At 67.3% G+C, this 14,571-nt stretch carries 13 protein-coding genes, 3 tRNA genes and 1 pseudogene; 4 read left to right on the top strand and 13 right to left on the bottom strand.

Annotated features, from left to right (window positions below; all coding sequences use genetic code 11):
• Positions 1 to 109 precede the first annotated feature (109 nt).
• From ACIREO_RS05005 to ACIREO_RS04965, 9 genes are all read right to left on the bottom strand, one after another.
• Positions 110 to 469 (bottom strand): hypothetical protein, encoded by a 360-nt coding sequence (locus tag ACIREO_RS05005; RefSeq protein WP_404105145.1) that lies wholly within the window; start codon positions 467 to 469, stop codon positions 110 to 112.
• Positions 470 to 531: 62 nt separating this feature from the next.
• Positions 532 to 1,164 (bottom strand): hypothetical protein, encoded by a 633-nt coding sequence (locus tag ACIREO_RS05000; RefSeq protein ID WP_404105142.1) that lies wholly within the window; start codon positions 1,162 to 1,164, stop codon positions 532 to 534.
• A gap of 500 nt (positions 1,165 to 1,664) precedes the next feature.
• Entirely contained in the window at positions 1,665 to 2,444 is a 780-nt protein-coding gene (locus tag ACIREO_RS04995) for a hypothetical protein (RefSeq protein WP_404105139.1), read from the bottom strand.
• A 1,068-nt stretch (positions 2,445 to 3,512) separates the two neighbouring features.
• On the bottom strand, positions 3,513 to 4,730 hold the full coding sequence (locus tag ACIREO_RS04990) for a hypothetical protein (RefSeq protein ID WP_404105136.1): 1,218 nt from the start codon (positions 4,728 to 4,730) through the stop codon (positions 3,513 to 3,515).
• A gap of 135 nt (positions 4,731 to 4,865) precedes the next feature.
• A complete protein-coding gene (locus ACIREO_RS04985) occupies positions 4,866 to 5,288 on the bottom strand; it encodes a hypothetical protein (RefSeq protein WP_404105134.1) in 423 nt (140 codons plus the stop codon).
• A gap of 66 nt (positions 5,289 to 5,354) precedes the next feature.
• Positions 5,355 to 7,139, bottom strand: a complete 1,785-nt coding sequence (locus ACIREO_RS04980; RefSeq protein WP_404105131.1) for a ParB N-terminal domain-containing protein — start codon at positions 7,137 to 7,139, stop codon at positions 5,355 to 5,357.
• A gap of 93 nt (positions 7,140 to 7,232) precedes the next feature.
• The gene (locus ACIREO_RS04975) at positions 7,233 to 7,697 is read right to left on the bottom strand and encodes a DUF6197 family protein (RefSeq protein WP_404105128.1); all 465 of its coding nucleotides are present in this window, start codon (positions 7,695 to 7,697) and stop codon (positions 7,233 to 7,235) included.
• Between the two features lie 29 nt (positions 7,698 to 7,726).
• Entirely contained in the window at positions 7,727 to 7,969 is a 243-nt protein-coding gene (locus ACIREO_RS04970) for a hypothetical protein (RefSeq protein WP_404105125.1), read from the bottom strand.
• 67 nt (positions 7,970 to 8,036) lie between these two features.
• Complete coding sequence (locus ACIREO_RS04965; RefSeq protein ID WP_404105123.1) at positions 8,037 to 8,774, bottom strand: DUF2786 domain-containing protein; 738 nt, start codon at positions 8,772 to 8,774, stop codon at positions 8,037 to 8,039.
• A 565-nt stretch (positions 8,775 to 9,339) separates the two neighbouring features.
• On the opposite strand from ACIREO_RS04965, the gene ACIREO_RS04960 reads away from it, so the two are divergent.
• The 4 genes and pseudogenes from ACIREO_RS04960 (at position 9,340) to ACIREO_RS04945 (ending at position 12,742) form a co-directional block, all read left to right on the top strand.
• Complete coding sequence (locus ACIREO_RS04960) at positions 9,340 to 9,756, top strand: hypothetical protein (protein WP_404105120.1); 417 nt, start codon at positions 9,340 to 9,342, stop codon at positions 9,754 to 9,756.
• Between the two features lie 678 nt (positions 9,757 to 10,434).
• Positions 10,435 to 10,785, top strand: coding sequence for a hypothetical protein (locus tag ACIREO_RS04955; protein WP_404105117.1), 351 nt, complete (start codon positions 10,435 to 10,437; stop codon positions 10,783 to 10,785).
• 570 nt (positions 10,786 to 11,355) lie between these two features.
• Positions 11,356 to 11,901, top strand: a complete 546-nt coding sequence (locus ACIREO_RS04950) for a DUF1643 domain-containing protein (protein WP_404105114.1) — start codon at positions 11,356 to 11,358, stop codon at positions 11,899 to 11,901.
• 165 nt (positions 11,902 to 12,066) lie between these two features.
• Positions 12,067 to 12,742, top strand: a pseudogene (locus tag ACIREO_RS04945) (transposase family protein).
• Positions 12,743 to 12,795: 53 nt separating this feature from the next.
• On the opposite strand, the gene ACIREO_RS04940 reads toward ACIREO_RS04945, so the two are convergent.
• From ACIREO_RS04940 to ACIREO_RS04925, 4 genes are all read right to left on the bottom strand, one after another.
• Positions 12,796 to 14,031, bottom strand: a complete 1,236-nt coding sequence (locus ACIREO_RS04940) for a tyrosine-type recombinase/integrase (protein ID WP_404105110.1) — start codon at positions 14,029 to 14,031, stop codon at positions 12,796 to 12,798.
• Between the two features lie 104 nt (positions 14,032 to 14,135).
• A tRNA-Ile gene (locus ACIREO_RS04935) sits at positions 14,136 to 14,209 on the bottom strand.
• A 211-nt stretch (positions 14,210 to 14,420) separates the two neighbouring features.
• Positions 14,421 to 14,493: transfer RNA gene (locus ACIREO_RS04930), tRNA-Asn, on the bottom strand.
• Positions 14,494 to 14,498: 5 nt separating this feature from the next.
• Positions 14,499 to 14,571: transfer RNA gene (locus ACIREO_RS04925), tRNA-Asn, on the bottom strand.

The following is a 14,571-nucleotide window of genomic DNA, read 5'->3' as shown; positions in this document are numbered from 1 at the left end:
GAGAGATAGGCATCCGGGGCCGGCTGGCCCTCGGGGTGTCGGTTGGGGGGTTGCCCTCCCCCTTCCGACACCATTAATTAAACCATATTCCTGGGTGATCGGCAACCCCCTAAATCCAGTACAACCCTGCTTCGTTGCTCACAGCGCGATATGCGGCTATGACCTCGTCCTCTATTCGCGTCCAGCGTTCGAGGATATCGGGGGCGGTCTTGTTGTCGCCGGCCGCGCGCGTGGCCCTGCGCCATACAATGGCGATTTTGAGTGTGCGGAGTTGAGATCGGGTCAGTTCCCATCGGCCGGAATCCGGGAGTTGATTACCGTAGGCCATCGCTACGGCGTTGTTGATGTGCTCGGTACTGGACCACACATTTTGGGTGGTCTGAAGCGCAAGGGCGCGTTTGAGGGTGCACCGCAGGTGCGGGGCCTGCACGATCCATTGCGGTTCGATGACGAATATCTCGGCGCTCATCACAGGGCCTTTCTGTCCGGGGCGGCGCACTGCGGAAGCGCGCCGCCCTGAAACGTGGGGAATTAGAGGGCGTATCCGTCGACGTATTCGCCGTACTCGTCTTCGGGGGTCTGAACGCTGGGGAGAAAACGGCTCACCGCGAATACAACGGCGTCGGCGATAACCCGGGGCACATCGTTGAGTACGAGGCTCACCGCGTCGCCGTCGAGTCCGATACGGACCTCTCCCGGTTCAAGGTTCATGTAAACGGAAGCAGATGTGCCATCAACCCGGGTCCGGGCTCCGGGGAGGCGGGCGGAGAGATCGCGTGCGGCCTCCTCGACATCCCGCCGCGTCTCGGCCTGTGCGCGGTTGTGCTCGGTCACCCGCTCGTGAACGTCACGGTGGGCGGGGATGAGGTCGGCGGCGATCCGGGCCGCGATGCCTGCCGGGTCCTCGGTCATGGCGACTCGGACGGTGTCGCGCTCGCCCCTGCGGAAGGGGTAGTCGGTGGCAGGGAACGCACCTCGGATGTGCAGGTGGCCGGGGTCATCAAACCGCTCGGAGAGGTGAAGCTGTCGGCCGTCCAGGTGGGTGAAGGTGGCGGCGTGGTCCAGCTCCTGGACGCCGTGGCGGGCGGGCTGCGGTCGCCAGTTCCCGCCGAGTTCGAGAGCGATCGGGTGGGCCAGCTCCGCGACGGTGAGAGGCGTGTTCATCGTTCGTTCTCCTGGCGAGAGAGGTTGTCGGCGGCCGGTCGGCCTGCCGTGTGCCGGTCGGGGGTTGCCCTCCCCTTCCGACATAACTAATTAAACCACGTTCTAGGGGTCGGGTCAACCTGAACATGGGCCCTGACCTGCCCTTTTTTGCCCCACCTCCCCGCACCCGCTCGGCCGGGCTCGGCCACCACGGGCCTGGGCGGGGTTCCCTCCTCGGTCGGACAGCTCCGCCGTATCAGGGTTCCGGGCGCGGTGTCCTGGCTCGCGTAGCGACCGCGTAGCGGCTTGGCCTGGACGCCGCGCCCGGGTTCCTGATACGCCCCTTGGGGTGTCCGGCCGAGGAGGGAACCCCGCCTTCACCACCCGCACCACAACGCTCCCGCACCCGACCAACCAGCCCCCACCCCCTCCGAGGAGGACCCGCCGGAGGCAGCCCTTCGCACTGGCCGGCACAGCAGTCACGGCAAGGCGGACTCCATGGTCGAGTAAGAGTAAGCCTCTTACAACGACAAACGATTTTTCTGCTTCTCCCCAAAGAGGTGATAGGAAATGCGAGACCACTCTTTGTGGAACGCATCCACGAACTCGACCGATTGCGCACCAGCGCGACTATGAGCAACCCCCCAAGACATGAAGAGAATACTCAGCGAATCCCTTACCGAATCCAGCATTACTGCAAGGTCGGCTTGCGGGAGAGATTCTAGATCCTCCGGTATCGAAAATAGCTCCCCCATCACTGGGTGAGCCGTGTTGAGTCGAATTATCGTGCGCCCTGCTATGTGTTGAACATGAAAGAGTTCACCGTCATAATCGGAGTCCAAGCCGTTCAGGACAACCGTTCCTTCTCCTTCTTCCCCTCGCAGACTCGCAAGATGCTTTTCCATTCGCCCATCGCCGCTCTTCTCGACCGAGGGCGCTGATACTGAAGCCTTTGGTTGATCTCCTTCGACCGCTTGAGACAACGCAGGATTATTGGCAGCGTCCCACAGTCCGTGAAATCGCAGCACGAGCGCCTGCTCGTCGGGTTGGGTGACCGACCACCTTCCCAGCATACGAACGACTGCTTCCAGCTTGCTCCAGCGTGGAAACGAAGTTCCTTTGAGCATGCTGCTGACAGTCTCATGCGAGACCACATCGGACAGGTCTGATTCCCTGACGGCTTGGCTGATCCGACGGACCCCCGGCTGTCCGGCTTTTCGGTACAGGTCGTGCAGCGATACCAGCAGTTCCCGGTGAGCCCCCGACTCCACGGTTGCTCGACTCGGCATAGGTACGGCCATCTACATCCCCCGTCAGATTGCGTCAGGAAGCATGTTGCCCTGACCTCAGTAGAGGCGTCAACTTCCGTCAGGCCGCACTCTATCGCCGTGTCTATCCTCGTCAGCTTTTGCCACTTTGGTACAGCTTCCGTGCCAGCAACATCGCCGTAGCTACAGAGTGGAGGGAACATCGAGAACAGCGGGGAGATAAACGATGGACTGGGATCAGGTCACGCTTTTCATTCTGAGCTTTTTCGGGTTCTTGGCACTCTTCTTGAATTTGACTGTCGGGTTCCTGCGCCAGCTCCCTGAGCTGATCAGCGCATGGCGAAGACTGCGTTCGACGGTTCATGAACTTACCGATAGCGGTAGCGCAGAACCGGAACCACCGATGCCCTCAGAAGCCGGTGCCACAGTCGAAGCGCAAAGGGGCACGGAAGGGAACGGTCAACTTGGCCCTGGTGGATGACGCTGCGCCGACAACCCGGCTTCCGCTGATCTGCGAGGATCGCGGCCTGCCTGACGACCTGGATGCACGTCTGTGGAGACGGGTCTCCCGCTGTGACGGCCTGGGGACGGACGGCGCAAGAATTCTCGGACATCGGGTGTTTCTCGGGAGTCTCAGGGGGAGTCGGCCGCGTGCCGTGGCCTCCTTCTACGGATGCCGCCCGTGGTCGCGCGGAGCGCGACGGACAGTGCCGTCGTGCCGAAAGGCACGTCCTTCGGCCCGGCGTCCGGACGGGGCGGGAGGGCCGCCCGCGGCCCGGACGCTCCGGCCGGCTGCGAGCCGGGCCAGGCTGAGCCGTCCCGGAGGGACGCCCTTCGTACGGGGGCCGGTGAGCGGGGCCGGCCGCCGACGCGGGCGGGCCCGGACGGCGGGGGGCGGAGCGTGGGGGGGGGGGGGGGGCCCCCCCCCCCCCCCCGGCCGGGGGGGGGGGGGCCGCCCGGGGGGGGGGCCCCCCGGGGGGGGGGGGGGCCGCCGGGGGGGGGGGGGGGGGGGGGGGGGGGGGGCCCCCCCCCCCCCCCCCCCCCACGGCCCGGCGGCCGGGGTCCGGCCGGGCGGTGGCTCCCGCCCGGCCGGGGCTGCTGCTACGCGGCGACGGGTTCGCGTGCCGCGACGCGGCACCGGGTGAGCACGGTCTGTGCGGTCTCGCCGTAGATGCTGTGGTCCTTGACCGTGCCGGTCAGCTCGACCTCGTCGCCCTGGTCGGGGACGTCGGCGGCGGAGCTGAACCAGACAAACACGTTGCCGCTCGGGTCCATGAACTTCACCAGTCGGCGGCGCTGGGTCTGGTAGCCGTACGTCCGGCCCTCAAGCTCGATCACGGTGGTGACGGTGGCGGCGGTGGTGATCCGCTCGCCCACCGTGCCCTGCGGCTTCGAGTTCTGGGCGGCCCGCTCGGTGGCTTCCTTCTCCTGGTCGCGGTACCAACCGGCGATGGCGGACACGAGCGTCGGCAGGTGGCGCGGGTCGACGGTCTCACCCTTGGCGAGCTGGCCCACCTTGTGGCGGTAGTCGGAGAGGCTGCCGTATCCCTGGACGGCCCATGCCCGGACGGCGGCGGCGGCGGTCGGCGCGTCGGGGTCGGCGTCGATGGCGGCCCGCCAGTCCATCGGGGCCTTGCGGTCGAAGAAGTACGCTTCGACGCCGTCGGCGGTCGGCTGGGTGTTCTTCCACTGCTCGGACCGGCTGTAGAACCTGCCTTCGGTCTTCACGATGGCGGCGGTGACCCGCAGGACCTCGATCGCCGGGACCCGGAGATCGGCCGGGATGCCTCCCTCTTCGCCGTCCCAATCGGAGTCCTTCAGCGTGCCGAACCTCCACAGGGCTTCAAGGCCCTTGATCGGCAGACCTGTGTACGGCTCGACGCATGTGGTGCCCAACTGCCGCATCTCGCCGTTCTCGTGGCGAGCAAGGTAGGTGGCGGTGCGGTGGCGGGCGACGGCGCACCCGTGGCAGAAGTTCTCGATGGCGCGGTACTGGCGGGCGGCCTCGGCATCCTCCTCGGGCAGACCGGGGAACAGGCTGGTGATCGTCTCGCCCTCCTCGTCATGGTCCAGGCGGGCGATGACGGTCCAGCCGTGGTGACGGGGGATGTCGCCGGAGATCTTCACGGTGACGGTGGGGCGCTTACCGATCAGGCGGCCGTCGATGTCGTGGTAGTCGGCCAGGAAGGGCGTGGAGATGTCGAGCGTGTACGCGGTGAGGTGGTGGACGGCGGCGCGGGCGTTGGTGGCCTCGACAAGCTGACGGACGCGGGACTGGGCCGTGGCGGGGATGGAAAACCGCATGGCTGCGCTGGTCATCGTGAGTGCTCCTGCTGGTGAGAGAGGAATCGCGGGCCCGGCCGGGCGGGTTGCCCTCCGCGTACGGCCGGGGTCGGGCCGACTGGCGGCCCGTCGTGTCGGAGAGGGGTTGCCCTCCCCCTCCGACACCGTTAATTAAACCATGTTCTGGGGTGTGGGGCAAGCATCCCGGCCGGGGATGTCGAGTGCGGCTCGGTCGCGGAGGAACGCGGCGAACAGGGCGGCGGTGTAGCTGTCGGCGGTGCCGTACGTGCGGCGGCAGTCCAGTGCTCCGATGCGCTCGCCCCGGTGGTGGACGGGGAACGCTGCGCCGGGGGCCGGGATGGCGAGCGCGTACAGTCCGCGCGGGGTGTCCACGCGCAGGATGACGGCTGCGGCCTGGTGGTCGTAGGCGGCGGACCAGCGGCGGGGCCCGATGCCGAACTCTGCGAGTCCGGCCGCGATGGCGCGGGCCTGCATGATGTCGGCGGTGGTGCCGGGGTCGGGCTCGGCGGGGGCGGGGACGCATCCGCAACCGTGGTCGTCGGCGTGGGTCTCGAACAGAGCTGTACGGGTCACTGTGGGGCTCCTGGGGTGGCCGGGGGCGAGAGGATTCCCGCCCCCGGCGTCGGGCGGCTGAGGTGGTTAGGCGGCGGCTTCGTCGTCGCTGGCCGGGTCGTCGGCCTCCTCGGCGTCCGGCTCGCCCTCCTCCTCGTCGGTGCCGGGCTCCTGCTCCATCTCCGGCTCGTTGCCCGACGTGATCGCGCGAGGCTTCTTCTTCGACGGGTCGTACGGCTCGTCGTCCATGACCGACTGCTCAATGGGCGTGAGCGGGTATCCGAGGGACGCGAGCACCTGGAACCAGCGGCCGGTGGGCGTCCGCGTCCACGGGGCGCGCTGACTGTCCGTCCTCCACGCGGACCGGTTCGCGCACTTCTCCCGTACGGCGGCGATGGCGGCGAACTGAAGTTGCGGGGCCCTGCGGGAGTCCTTGGCGACGTGCCCGGCGAAGCTGCCCCGGTCCTTGGCCTGCTCGGTGCTCAGCCCCAGGAAGGCGGCCAGGATCTCCGTCGTCGGTTCCTTGTTCAGGTCGTCACAGATCCCCCAACTTCCGTTCAGCAGTGCGTTGGTAACGTGCCCGATCAGGGTGTTGGTCGTGGCCTTCGGGAGGTTGCGCCGCTTGATCAGGTCGGTGATCCACTTCCGGCGCAGGGCCTCGGCCGCGTCCCAGTCGATGTTCCCCTTCTTGACGGCGGCGCGGGCGGCGCGCTCGGCCTCTACCTCGGCGGCGGTCTTCGTGCCGCCGCCGCTGCCGCTGCTGCTGCCCTCGGGCACCGTGTGCCCGTACAGGCCGGGGGCGGAGCAGTAGGGCTCGTACCGGTCTGCCCGCCGGTCGTCGAACACCCACACCAGCCCCTTGCAGTCGGCGTGCTCCTCGGTGCTGATGCCGCGCAGTCGCCATACGGGCATGGCGCGCTCGGACAGCTCCTCGGCGTCCCGGATCTTCTGCCCGGCCCCCTCCAGCTCCGCGCGGTGGGCCTCGGCCTTGGTCCGCTTGTCCCGCTTGGTCCGCTCGACGGCGATGGCCCAGTCAACGTCTCCCTCGTCGGCGTCGGCGTCGTCGTCGGCGGCGGCCTCGGTGATCGAGGCGAGCGCTTCGGCGTCGTCGGCGAACTCCGAGAGCGCGGCCAGGTGCTCGAACGTCCACTCATAGCTGCTCGCGCCGCTGACGGCGGCCGACAGCTTCTCGTCGGACCGGACCTTGACCAGCGTCTTGACGTCTTTCTGCCGCACGCCTGCGGCCTTGGCGATGCGGCCGACCTGCGCGCCCGCCTCGGCTGCGCTGAACATCGCCTGGTTCATCTCGGACGTGGTCAAGCCCTTGCGGTGCTGGGCGGTCGTGATCATGTCGAGGAACTGTCCGGCCGCGTCGCGGTCGTCGTCCTCCCACTCGTACGGGAGGTGGGTAAGACCCGCGTCCGTCGCGGCGTGGTAGCGGCGGTTTCCGTCGTTGACCTGGAGGACTCCGCCGTCGCGCCGCTGGATCTTGACGGGGATGCGGCACCCCTCGGCGCGGAGCGATTCCACGAACGGCGCGCTGATGTCCAGGTCTTCGCGGGCGTTCTTCGGGTGCGGGGTGAGCGCGTCGATCCGGATCACGGGGCGCGGGGTGACCGGAACGGTCTCCAGACCTGCGGCGACGGCGGCGGCCAGCCGCTGGAACCCGTCGATGACCTGTGGCACGTCGCCGTGGGTCCGCACGACGTACAGCGGCTCCACAACGCCGTTGTCCTTCACGCCGGCCAGCAGATCGGCCGGGGCCTCGATCTCGCGGACGTTGCCGGGGTGCGCGGCGAGTTCGGCGACCGTGAGGGTCGGCCACGGGGCAGGGGTGGTCTGGACGCCGGCCTGGGTCTGGGTGTTCGTCATCGGTCTTTCTCTTTCTGGTGAGAGTTCTTCGGGCCGCTCGGCCCGGTGACGGTGTCGGTCGGGGGGTTGCCCTCCCCCTTCCGACACCATTAATTAAACCATGTTCTTGAGGGTGGGGCAACCAAGGGTGCTGTGATCGCCGTCACTCGGGTACAGCGCTGCGGCGGCGCGGATCATCGCGGCGGCCTCGACGGTGGTCCGCTCGGGCTCATCCCCCCAGCACCACAACAGGGTGCGCCGGTAGGCGTCCTCCGTGAGCCGCAGCTTTCGCCACCGAACGCCGGACACGGGACGACCGTTGACGTAGTTGCTCAGCACCACAAGGGAGTCGAACAGAGCGCGCTGGAAGATGTCCCACGGTTCACCGCGCACGGACCAGCGGGGCCGGACGGAGCGCACGCCGCGTTCCCACGCGTGCAGCACCGTGCACGGGGCGGTGTCGCCCATCCGGCCGGGCTGCCAGAGGTGGTCACCCTGGTAGAGCCCTACCCGCTCGATGTGGTCGGCGGCGGCGGTGAGGATGCGGGCAGGGGTGGCGTGCGGCTTCCGGGACGGCATCGTGTCCTCCTGGCGGTGGTTGATGGCGGTCAAGTGGTGACGTGCTGGGCAGACTTGGCCGTGATGGTGCACTCGACGCACTGACACGGCGTCTGCCACTGCCACCCGGCCACGGAGATGATCGAGTAGGCAAGGGCGGCGGCTTCGCTGATTCGGCCGGTGCCGGGCTCCTTCGGCGTCGCGGCGGCCCACGTGTAGGGGAAGCTGTAGGTCTGGAAGTAGTGGCGGCCGTTCTCGTCGGTCTTGTGGAATCGGGCCCATTCCATGTACATGCATGGCTCCTCGGCGCTTCGAGCGGGGGCCGGGGCGGCGGGCTGCCGCCCCGGCCGGGACGGGAGGTCAGGCCGCGAGCGCTCCGGCGGTCTGGGCACCGATGCGGCGGGTGCCTCCGATGTCGGCGCGGTTGCCTGCGGCGGCTCCGTCGCCGTATCCGCTGCCGCTGTACGAGCCGCGCGAAGTCCTAACGTGCGGGTACTCCTCGCGGTAGGCGGCTTCCACCATCGCGTCGCGGTCGGCCAGTACGAGTTCACCGCTGCGGCCCGTGGCCGACGTTTCCCCGCTGGCGGCGGCGCGGGCGGCCTGCTCGATCGCCTTGAGCCGTTCTATGACGCGCTCGATGAACCCGATGGTCCACGAGTTGCGCCAGGCTCGTGCACTGCGGACGCCGTACGGGACAACCTGCGCGCTGAGCCCGCCGAGCATCTGAATCAGAAGGGAGGCGTACAGGACTTCCGCGCGCTGGATGTCGGACTCATGGCCGACGATGTGAACGCGGCGCACCTTGCCCCGCACACCCATGTGCACGGCCTTGCACCCGACGCTCTGAGCGATGAAGCAGATCAGCCGGACGCGGGACATGGCCCACGGGTTGGGGAGGTCGACGTACTTCGCGGTGAGCGCGTCCCGCGACGGCTGCCCGTCGCTCAGCATGGCCTCTTCGACGCCGTACTTCGCCATCATCTCGAACGCCCGCCTCCGGGCCAACTCCGCCTCCGACTCCGGCGCACGGGGGTCCTCCGCCGTGGCGAGCAGAGCGCGGATGGTGTCGAGCTTTCCGGGGGCCTTCGTGGTGCTCACGTTCGTTCTCCTGGTGAGAGAGGTTGTCGGCGGCCGGTCGGCCTGCCGCGTGCCGGTCGGGGGTTGCCCTCCCCTTCTGACATAACTAATTAAACCATGTTCTAGGGGTCGGGTCAACCTGAACATGGGCCCTGACCTGACCTTTTTCGCCCCACCTCCCCGCACCCGCTCGGCCGGGCTCGGCCACCACGGGCCTGGGCGGGGTTCCCTCCTCGGTCGGACAGCTCCGCCGTATCAGGGTTCCGGGCGCGGTGTCCTGGCTCGCGTAGCGACCGCGTAGCGGCTTGGCCTGGACGCCGCGCCCGGGTTCCTGATACGCCCCTTGGGGTGTCCGGCCGAGGAGGGAACCCCGCCTTCACCACCCGCACCACAACGCTCCCGCACCCGACCAACCAGCCCCCACCCCCTCCGAGGAGGACCCGCCGGAGGCAGCCTGTCCGTCCCCGCCGGCACCCAACGAACCCGTGGTTCGAGATGTCCGCGGACCTGTGCCTACGGTGCGCGGGATAAGCAGTGATTTCGAACAGAACTGGGGGCACGGGTGAGCACCACTTCGGCAGGACCGGTGAGCGCGGCGGAGCTGCGGCGGCGGGTTCGCGCTGCTGAAGCGCTGAAGGCGAAGACGCGGGAGATGGCCGCCACAAACGCGTTGACCGCGCGTGAGGCCGCGGTGAAGGCGGCCAAGGCGAAGGAGGAGGCCGACGTCACCGCGCGGGAAGCTGCCGCTGTAGTCCTACGGCTGTTCGACAACGACGCCGAGTTGGTCTCGGAGCTTCTTGGTGTGCCGGCGGAGGAACTGGAGCGCGAGGCGAAGCCTGTTACCGCCGCTCGCGCGAAGGAGATCATCGAATCGCTGCGGGCCCGCGCCGAGCGCCCCCGTCCCACCCGGGCCCGTAAGCCTCGGGCGGATGCGGCTTCCTCGACCTCGGGCATCCCGGCCCCGGCCGCCACTGCGGACGATAGCCGGGCTGATGCCGCCTGAGAACGACCTCAGGCCCGGACTCTTCCCGCTCGCGGCGGTGAACGAGTCCGGGCCCGTTCACGTTGATGAGCAACTTGCCCTCATAGGTGAGCCAACGCCCGTTCGCATACCGGCTGTTGAGTGGTCGGTCTGGCTGGCGAACGAGTCCGTTCAAGCCCGGTACTGGGCAAAGGTCTACCGAACCTCGTCAACCGAGGACTGCTGGTTCTTCTTCGGCGCGATCTCCAGCACCGGCCATGCCAGCTTCAGGGCGGCGTCGCGGCCGGGCAGGACGCGACGCGGCACGGTGCCGGGCCACCTCTACGGGTACCAGCTCGCGCACGGTGTCATACCTCGACTCGGCTGGGGAACCGACAGCCCGACCGTCTGCCACACCTGTGACAACCACTCCTGCCAGCAGCCGACTCACCTGCGGATGGGCACGGCGGCGGAGAACCGAGCCGAATGGCTGGCCCGGCGCAGAGACCCGGGAAGTCCCCTCGCCGACCTCCGCGGCCCGGCCGGACGCTCCCGTGCCATTGGTGCCGCCATCCGGGCCGGCCTGGAGGGCGGGGAATCCGCAGAGGCAATCGCCGCTCGCATCCAGGAGGCGGTCTCCGCAGGCCGCCCCCTCAGCCTCTGGTGACGTGCGGCCGAGTTCCGTACCGCAACAGCCCGCTCCGTGGCTAGAGTCCGCTCATGTCACAGCATCAAGAGCTCATACACGGCAGGCTCGTCGTCACCCAGAAGATCGCCTACATCACCCCCGCCCAGCGCCGTGAGATAGGCATGACTACGCGTGAGGCGCACCAGAACGCGCTGTACCTCATCGACCCTTCGCGGATGGTTCCTCCGGGCTGTGACATCCAAGGTTGTGCCTACCGGCCGTCAGAGACAGCCCATTTCAGCACCACCGAATGGGCTACCCATCGCGTCTCGAAGTCGAGGGGTTTGTTCCGCAAGCGCAGGGCCTATTTCTCGTGTCCAGAGCATCTGGACACCGTGAAAGCCGCGCTTGTCCTCGGCCACAGCGGCGAACCCAACCCCTGACCCTCGTACGGCCCGTCGGCACGTGCTCGGCAACGAATGTTCGCCATCGAGGAAGAGGAGAGGGCGAAGAGATCCACCTCCACTTCTACGCGGACTCCATCGCCCGGATCACGACGGTGCACATTGGTGACAGCCGGGTCGGAGACCCAAGGCGTCGACTTCGCCGGGACTTGACCCTCTGAATCGTTCGTGGCTTGCCCCTACTCCGACAGGTTCCCCCATCGGCGGAACAGCGCTTCGGCTCGGCGGACCGAGTCCAGGCCGGATCGCTTCGGAGGACCAAGTGCAGGCCGCTGTGGATCGGTGTACTACGACCACGAACATCGCCCCTCAGGGGTCGATGGGCACTCGTCGGCCCGCGTCCACTTCAACGTTGGACGAGTCTCGTGACCAGCGGGCCTACCCCCTCAATCACGGTGTGCGTCACCTCGAACCCTTCGGCCACCGCTCACTCCACCCTCGATACCCTTCCAGCAAGCATGAACCAACGAGCTAGCCAAACGCAGGTCCCCCGAGAGCGCATACCGTCACGACCGTCTACCGAACTCGAAACCTGCCGATAGGGGTGCCATGACTACCCGGGTCGCTATTTCTGGAGCTGACAAGCGGATACTGTGTGCGATCCTGCTAAACCCGCCTCTGCGTCCGGCAGTGGATACGATCTCGCACCGCAATCTCCTCTCCGCACTACCGCTAACTGGCTGCACCGAGCTGAGACTGGCCAATCTGATCGATCTCCAATCCAAGGACCAGACACACCTGGCCAGCCTCGTCGTGACCGGGCCGGATCTTGATAGGTCCCGTCAGCAGCTTTCCGAGGCGATTGAAGGGGCTGACGAGATTCTGTTCGCTTGGGGCACCGGGAGGATCACCGGCGTCGTGGGAAAGCTTCTTAAGGAGCAGGCCGCATGGGTGCGAACGCAAGTGAACACCCGTGGCCATTCGAAGATCTGGATGGTCGCCGGCACACCAAGGCATCCTTCGCGGTGGCGGCAATTCGTCGGCCCAGAGAAGCGACGCGTCGAAGGGAACTCATTCGAAGAGCGCCTGACTAAAGTGCTAAGGGCTGTCCCGCAACAACCGACATCTCTCGGTCCGAGGCCTCCGATCCTGTAGCTGGAGGCCACTCAAGCCGAAGCCAGCCCCGTCAAGTCCGAACCCTCCTGGAAGCAGGCTGCCGTAGCGGCCTGCGGCTTTGCTGTCACCGCAGTAGGCGTAGTCATGGTCACTCTCGTTGCGACACACAGCTCCGCAGATCCACCGTGCTGCCAGGAGCCTCGCGTGCTTGCCTACCCGTCGTCCATCGACCTGTCCAGTCGCACCCTGCGGTTTCTGGCCGGACAACTCACCTGTCGGCGGCAGGAGATCGGTACGCGGTGGCGACGACTGACATCAGGGCGTCAGGCCCTGCTCGCACCCGCCCACCTACGGTGTGGTGACACCTATGCCCAGCTCGCCGCGGGGTCTGGCATAGGGATCGCGACCGCCTTCCGCTACATACGCGAGGCCGTCGACGGACTGGCCGCCTTCGTCCCACCCCTGGCCGAGACGATGAAGACGATCCGGATGAAGCCGTGATCCTGGGCGGCACCCTGCTGCCGATCGACCGGACGAACGGCTCTTGTGGGCCTCACCCGCACTGCCCGGATCAACTCACGACCTGACCGCAGCCCGCACCCACGGCATCATCGACGCGCTCGCCGAGGCAGGCGTGAAGTGCTGGGTGCACAAGGCTTACCAGGGCGCCGGCCGAACGGCCCGCGTGCCGTTCCGAGGTCGTCGGCTCAAGCGATGGAAGCGCCAGCACAACAGCAGTCACGCCAAGATCCGCTGCCTCGGTGAGCAGGCCATGGCCATCCTCAAAGGCTGGCGCCTGCTCCGCAAGCTCCGCTGCAGCACCAACCGGATCACCGACATCGTGAAAGCCGTTCTCGTCCTTCACCACGCTTCAACATGAGGTTGAAAAGGGCTCACTGTCTGACCTGCGGGTTTCGGCGGGCGGCTGGAGTACTAAGCCGCCTTGGTCATGCCGTCCGGAATCTTGGCGCGCATCGCCCACTCGACGGCGGCTACGACTTCGTCGTCCGAGGCCTCCAGCAGGTGTCCATACCGGTCGACGGTCGTCGTGATCGACTCATGGCCGAGCCGAGCCTGGATCACCGGCAGCGGGACCTTGCCGGCGATGAGCCAGGACGCGTGCGTGTGGCGAAGGTCGTGGATGCGCGGCCTCTTGGTGAGGCCAGCCGAGTTGGCCGCGTCCAGGGCAGGCTTCCAGCGGTGCGCATGGAACACACCTGAGTGCCAGGCTCCCCCTTCGGGGGCCGTGAAGATCAGGTCGGTCGGCTTCTTCCCCAGACAACGGCGCTGGAACAACTCCACCTGCTCCGGCGTCAGCACGAGGGTGCGACGTGACTTCTTCGTCTTGGGGGCGCCGAGGAACGTCCCGCCCTCGCCGCGTCTCTTCCAGGCCCGCTGCACGCGGAGCGTGGGCCTTTTGCCCACCAGTGTGAAGTCCCGGGGCTGAAGCGCCGTTATCTCGCCCCACCGGAGCCCTGTGCTCACCAGGGCATCGACAATGTCCACGGCGTCCGCCCGGACGTGCTGCCGAAGAACTGCGTACTCATCGGGTTCGAGGAACACCTCGTCGTCCTCGGTGTCGTTCCCCTTGGGGAGCCGGGTGTGCGCGCAGGGGTTCGAGTCACGCAGCGCCGGATCGGCGGTCACGGCCGACTGGAGAATGCTGAACAGCAGGCCGTGCAGGTTCGCGATCGTCTTGGCGGCGTACGGCCGACGCTTGGTTCCCGCAGGATGCAGCGGGCCAGGCTTGCCGCCCTGGAGGTCGAGGATCCACTGACTGATGTGGGCGCGTGTGAACCGCGGGCCTCTGTCGGAAACCGACAGGTCTCCGAACCAGGGAATCAGATGGTTATCGATGAATCTGGTGTAGTTCGTGCGTGTGTGATCCGATATGTCGGTGAGTAGCCCAACGTAGACGTGTGCGTACATCGCGAACATCTCAGCGTCAGGCACCGGGGGCTCGTCAGGCTTGACGAAGCCCCTGCCTTTGATCCACCCCGGGGGCCATTGCTGTCCGTGACCGTTCACCAAGTCCCGGAACCGTTCCGCCGGGTCGAGATCCTCAAAGGTCTCGTTGCACCACGGGTCGGTGCGACCGCCGCCGGCCCGCCAGTAAACGGTGTGGGAGGCCCCTCCGGAGCTCAGCTTTTTCGTCTTGATGTAGGCCATGGAGACAAGCGTACGAGGCCTCGGTGCGGTACCCGTGCGGTACTCCGCTTGCCCGACGCGCGCCCAAACGGGCGTTTCTGCAGGTCACGACGTTTCTGCTGGAGTGGGGCGGGTGGGACTCGAACCCACGGCCGACGGATTATGAGTCCGCTGCTCTAACCGGCTGAGCTACCGCCCCGTCTCGGCGTGGCGCGTACAAGTGTGCGCGCCTTCTGCCGCAGCATAGCCGGTCATACGATCTCCTGCTCCGGATGGTCGGCTTCGCATGACCATGAAGACTTCGCTGCGTGCTGCCCGGTTCCGGGCGGTGCGGAATCCCCCCGAAAGAGTCACGGACCGGTCCGTGCGGGCACGCGAAAAAGGACCCCGAAGGGCCCTCTTCCGTACCGCTCCCCCGACTGGACTCGAACCAGTAACCCTCCGGTTAACAGCCGAATGCTCTGCCAATTGAGCTACAGGGGATCGCGCTCCCCCGACTGGACTCGAACCAGTAACCTGCCGGTTAACAGCCGGCTGCTCTGCCAATTGAGCTACAGGGGA

It is taken from the genome of Streptomyces sp. NPDC102441, assembly GCF_044765585.1.
Lineage (GTDB): Bacteria > Actinomycetota > Actinomycetes > Streptomycetales > Streptomycetaceae > Streptomyces.
The sequence above is the reverse complement of the archived record's forward strand: the minus strand, read 5'-3'. Positions and strand labels throughout refer to the sequence as shown.

Excerpts from the sequence above, each read along its gene's own strand:
- ACIREO_RS04940 (WP_404105110.1), bottom strand. The coding sequence starts at position 14,031 with ATGGCCTACATCAAGACGAAAAAGCTGAGCTCCGGAGGGGCCTCCCAC.
- ACIREO_RS04970 (WP_404105125.1), bottom strand. The coding sequence starts at position 7,969 with ATGTACATGGAATGGGCCCGATTCCACAAGACCGACGAGAACGGCCGC.
- ACIREO_RS04950 (WP_404105114.1), top strand. The coding sequence starts at position 11,356 with ATGACTACCCGGGTCGCTATTTCTGGAGCTGACAAGCGGATACTGTGT.
- ACIREO_RS04990 (WP_404105136.1), bottom strand. The coding sequence starts at position 4,730 with ATGACCAGCGCAGCCATGCGGTTTTCCATCCCCGCCACGGCCCAGTCC.
- ACIREO_RS04975 (WP_404105128.1), bottom strand. The coding sequence starts at position 7,697 with ATGCCGTCCCGGAAGCCGCACGCCACCCCTGCCCGCATCCTCACCGCC.
- ACIREO_RS05005 (WP_404105145.1), bottom strand. The coding sequence starts at position 469 with ATGAGCGCCGAGATATTCGTCATCGAACCGCAATGGATCGTGCAGGCC.
- ACIREO_RS04980 (WP_404105131.1), bottom strand. The coding sequence starts at position 7,139 with ATGACGAACACCCAGACCCAGGCCGGCGTCCAGACCACCCCTGCCCCG.
- ACIREO_RS04955 (WP_404105117.1), top strand. The coding sequence starts at position 10,435 with ATGTCACAGCATCAAGAGCTCATACACGGCAGGCTCGTCGTCACCCAG.
- ACIREO_RS05000 (WP_404105142.1), bottom strand. The coding sequence starts at position 1,164 with ATGAACACGCCTCTCACCGTCGCGGAGCTGGCCCACCCGATCGCTCTC.
- ACIREO_RS04995 (WP_404105139.1), bottom strand. The coding sequence starts at position 2,444 with ATGGCCGTACCTATGCCGAGTCGAGCAACCGTGGAGTCGGGGGCTCAC.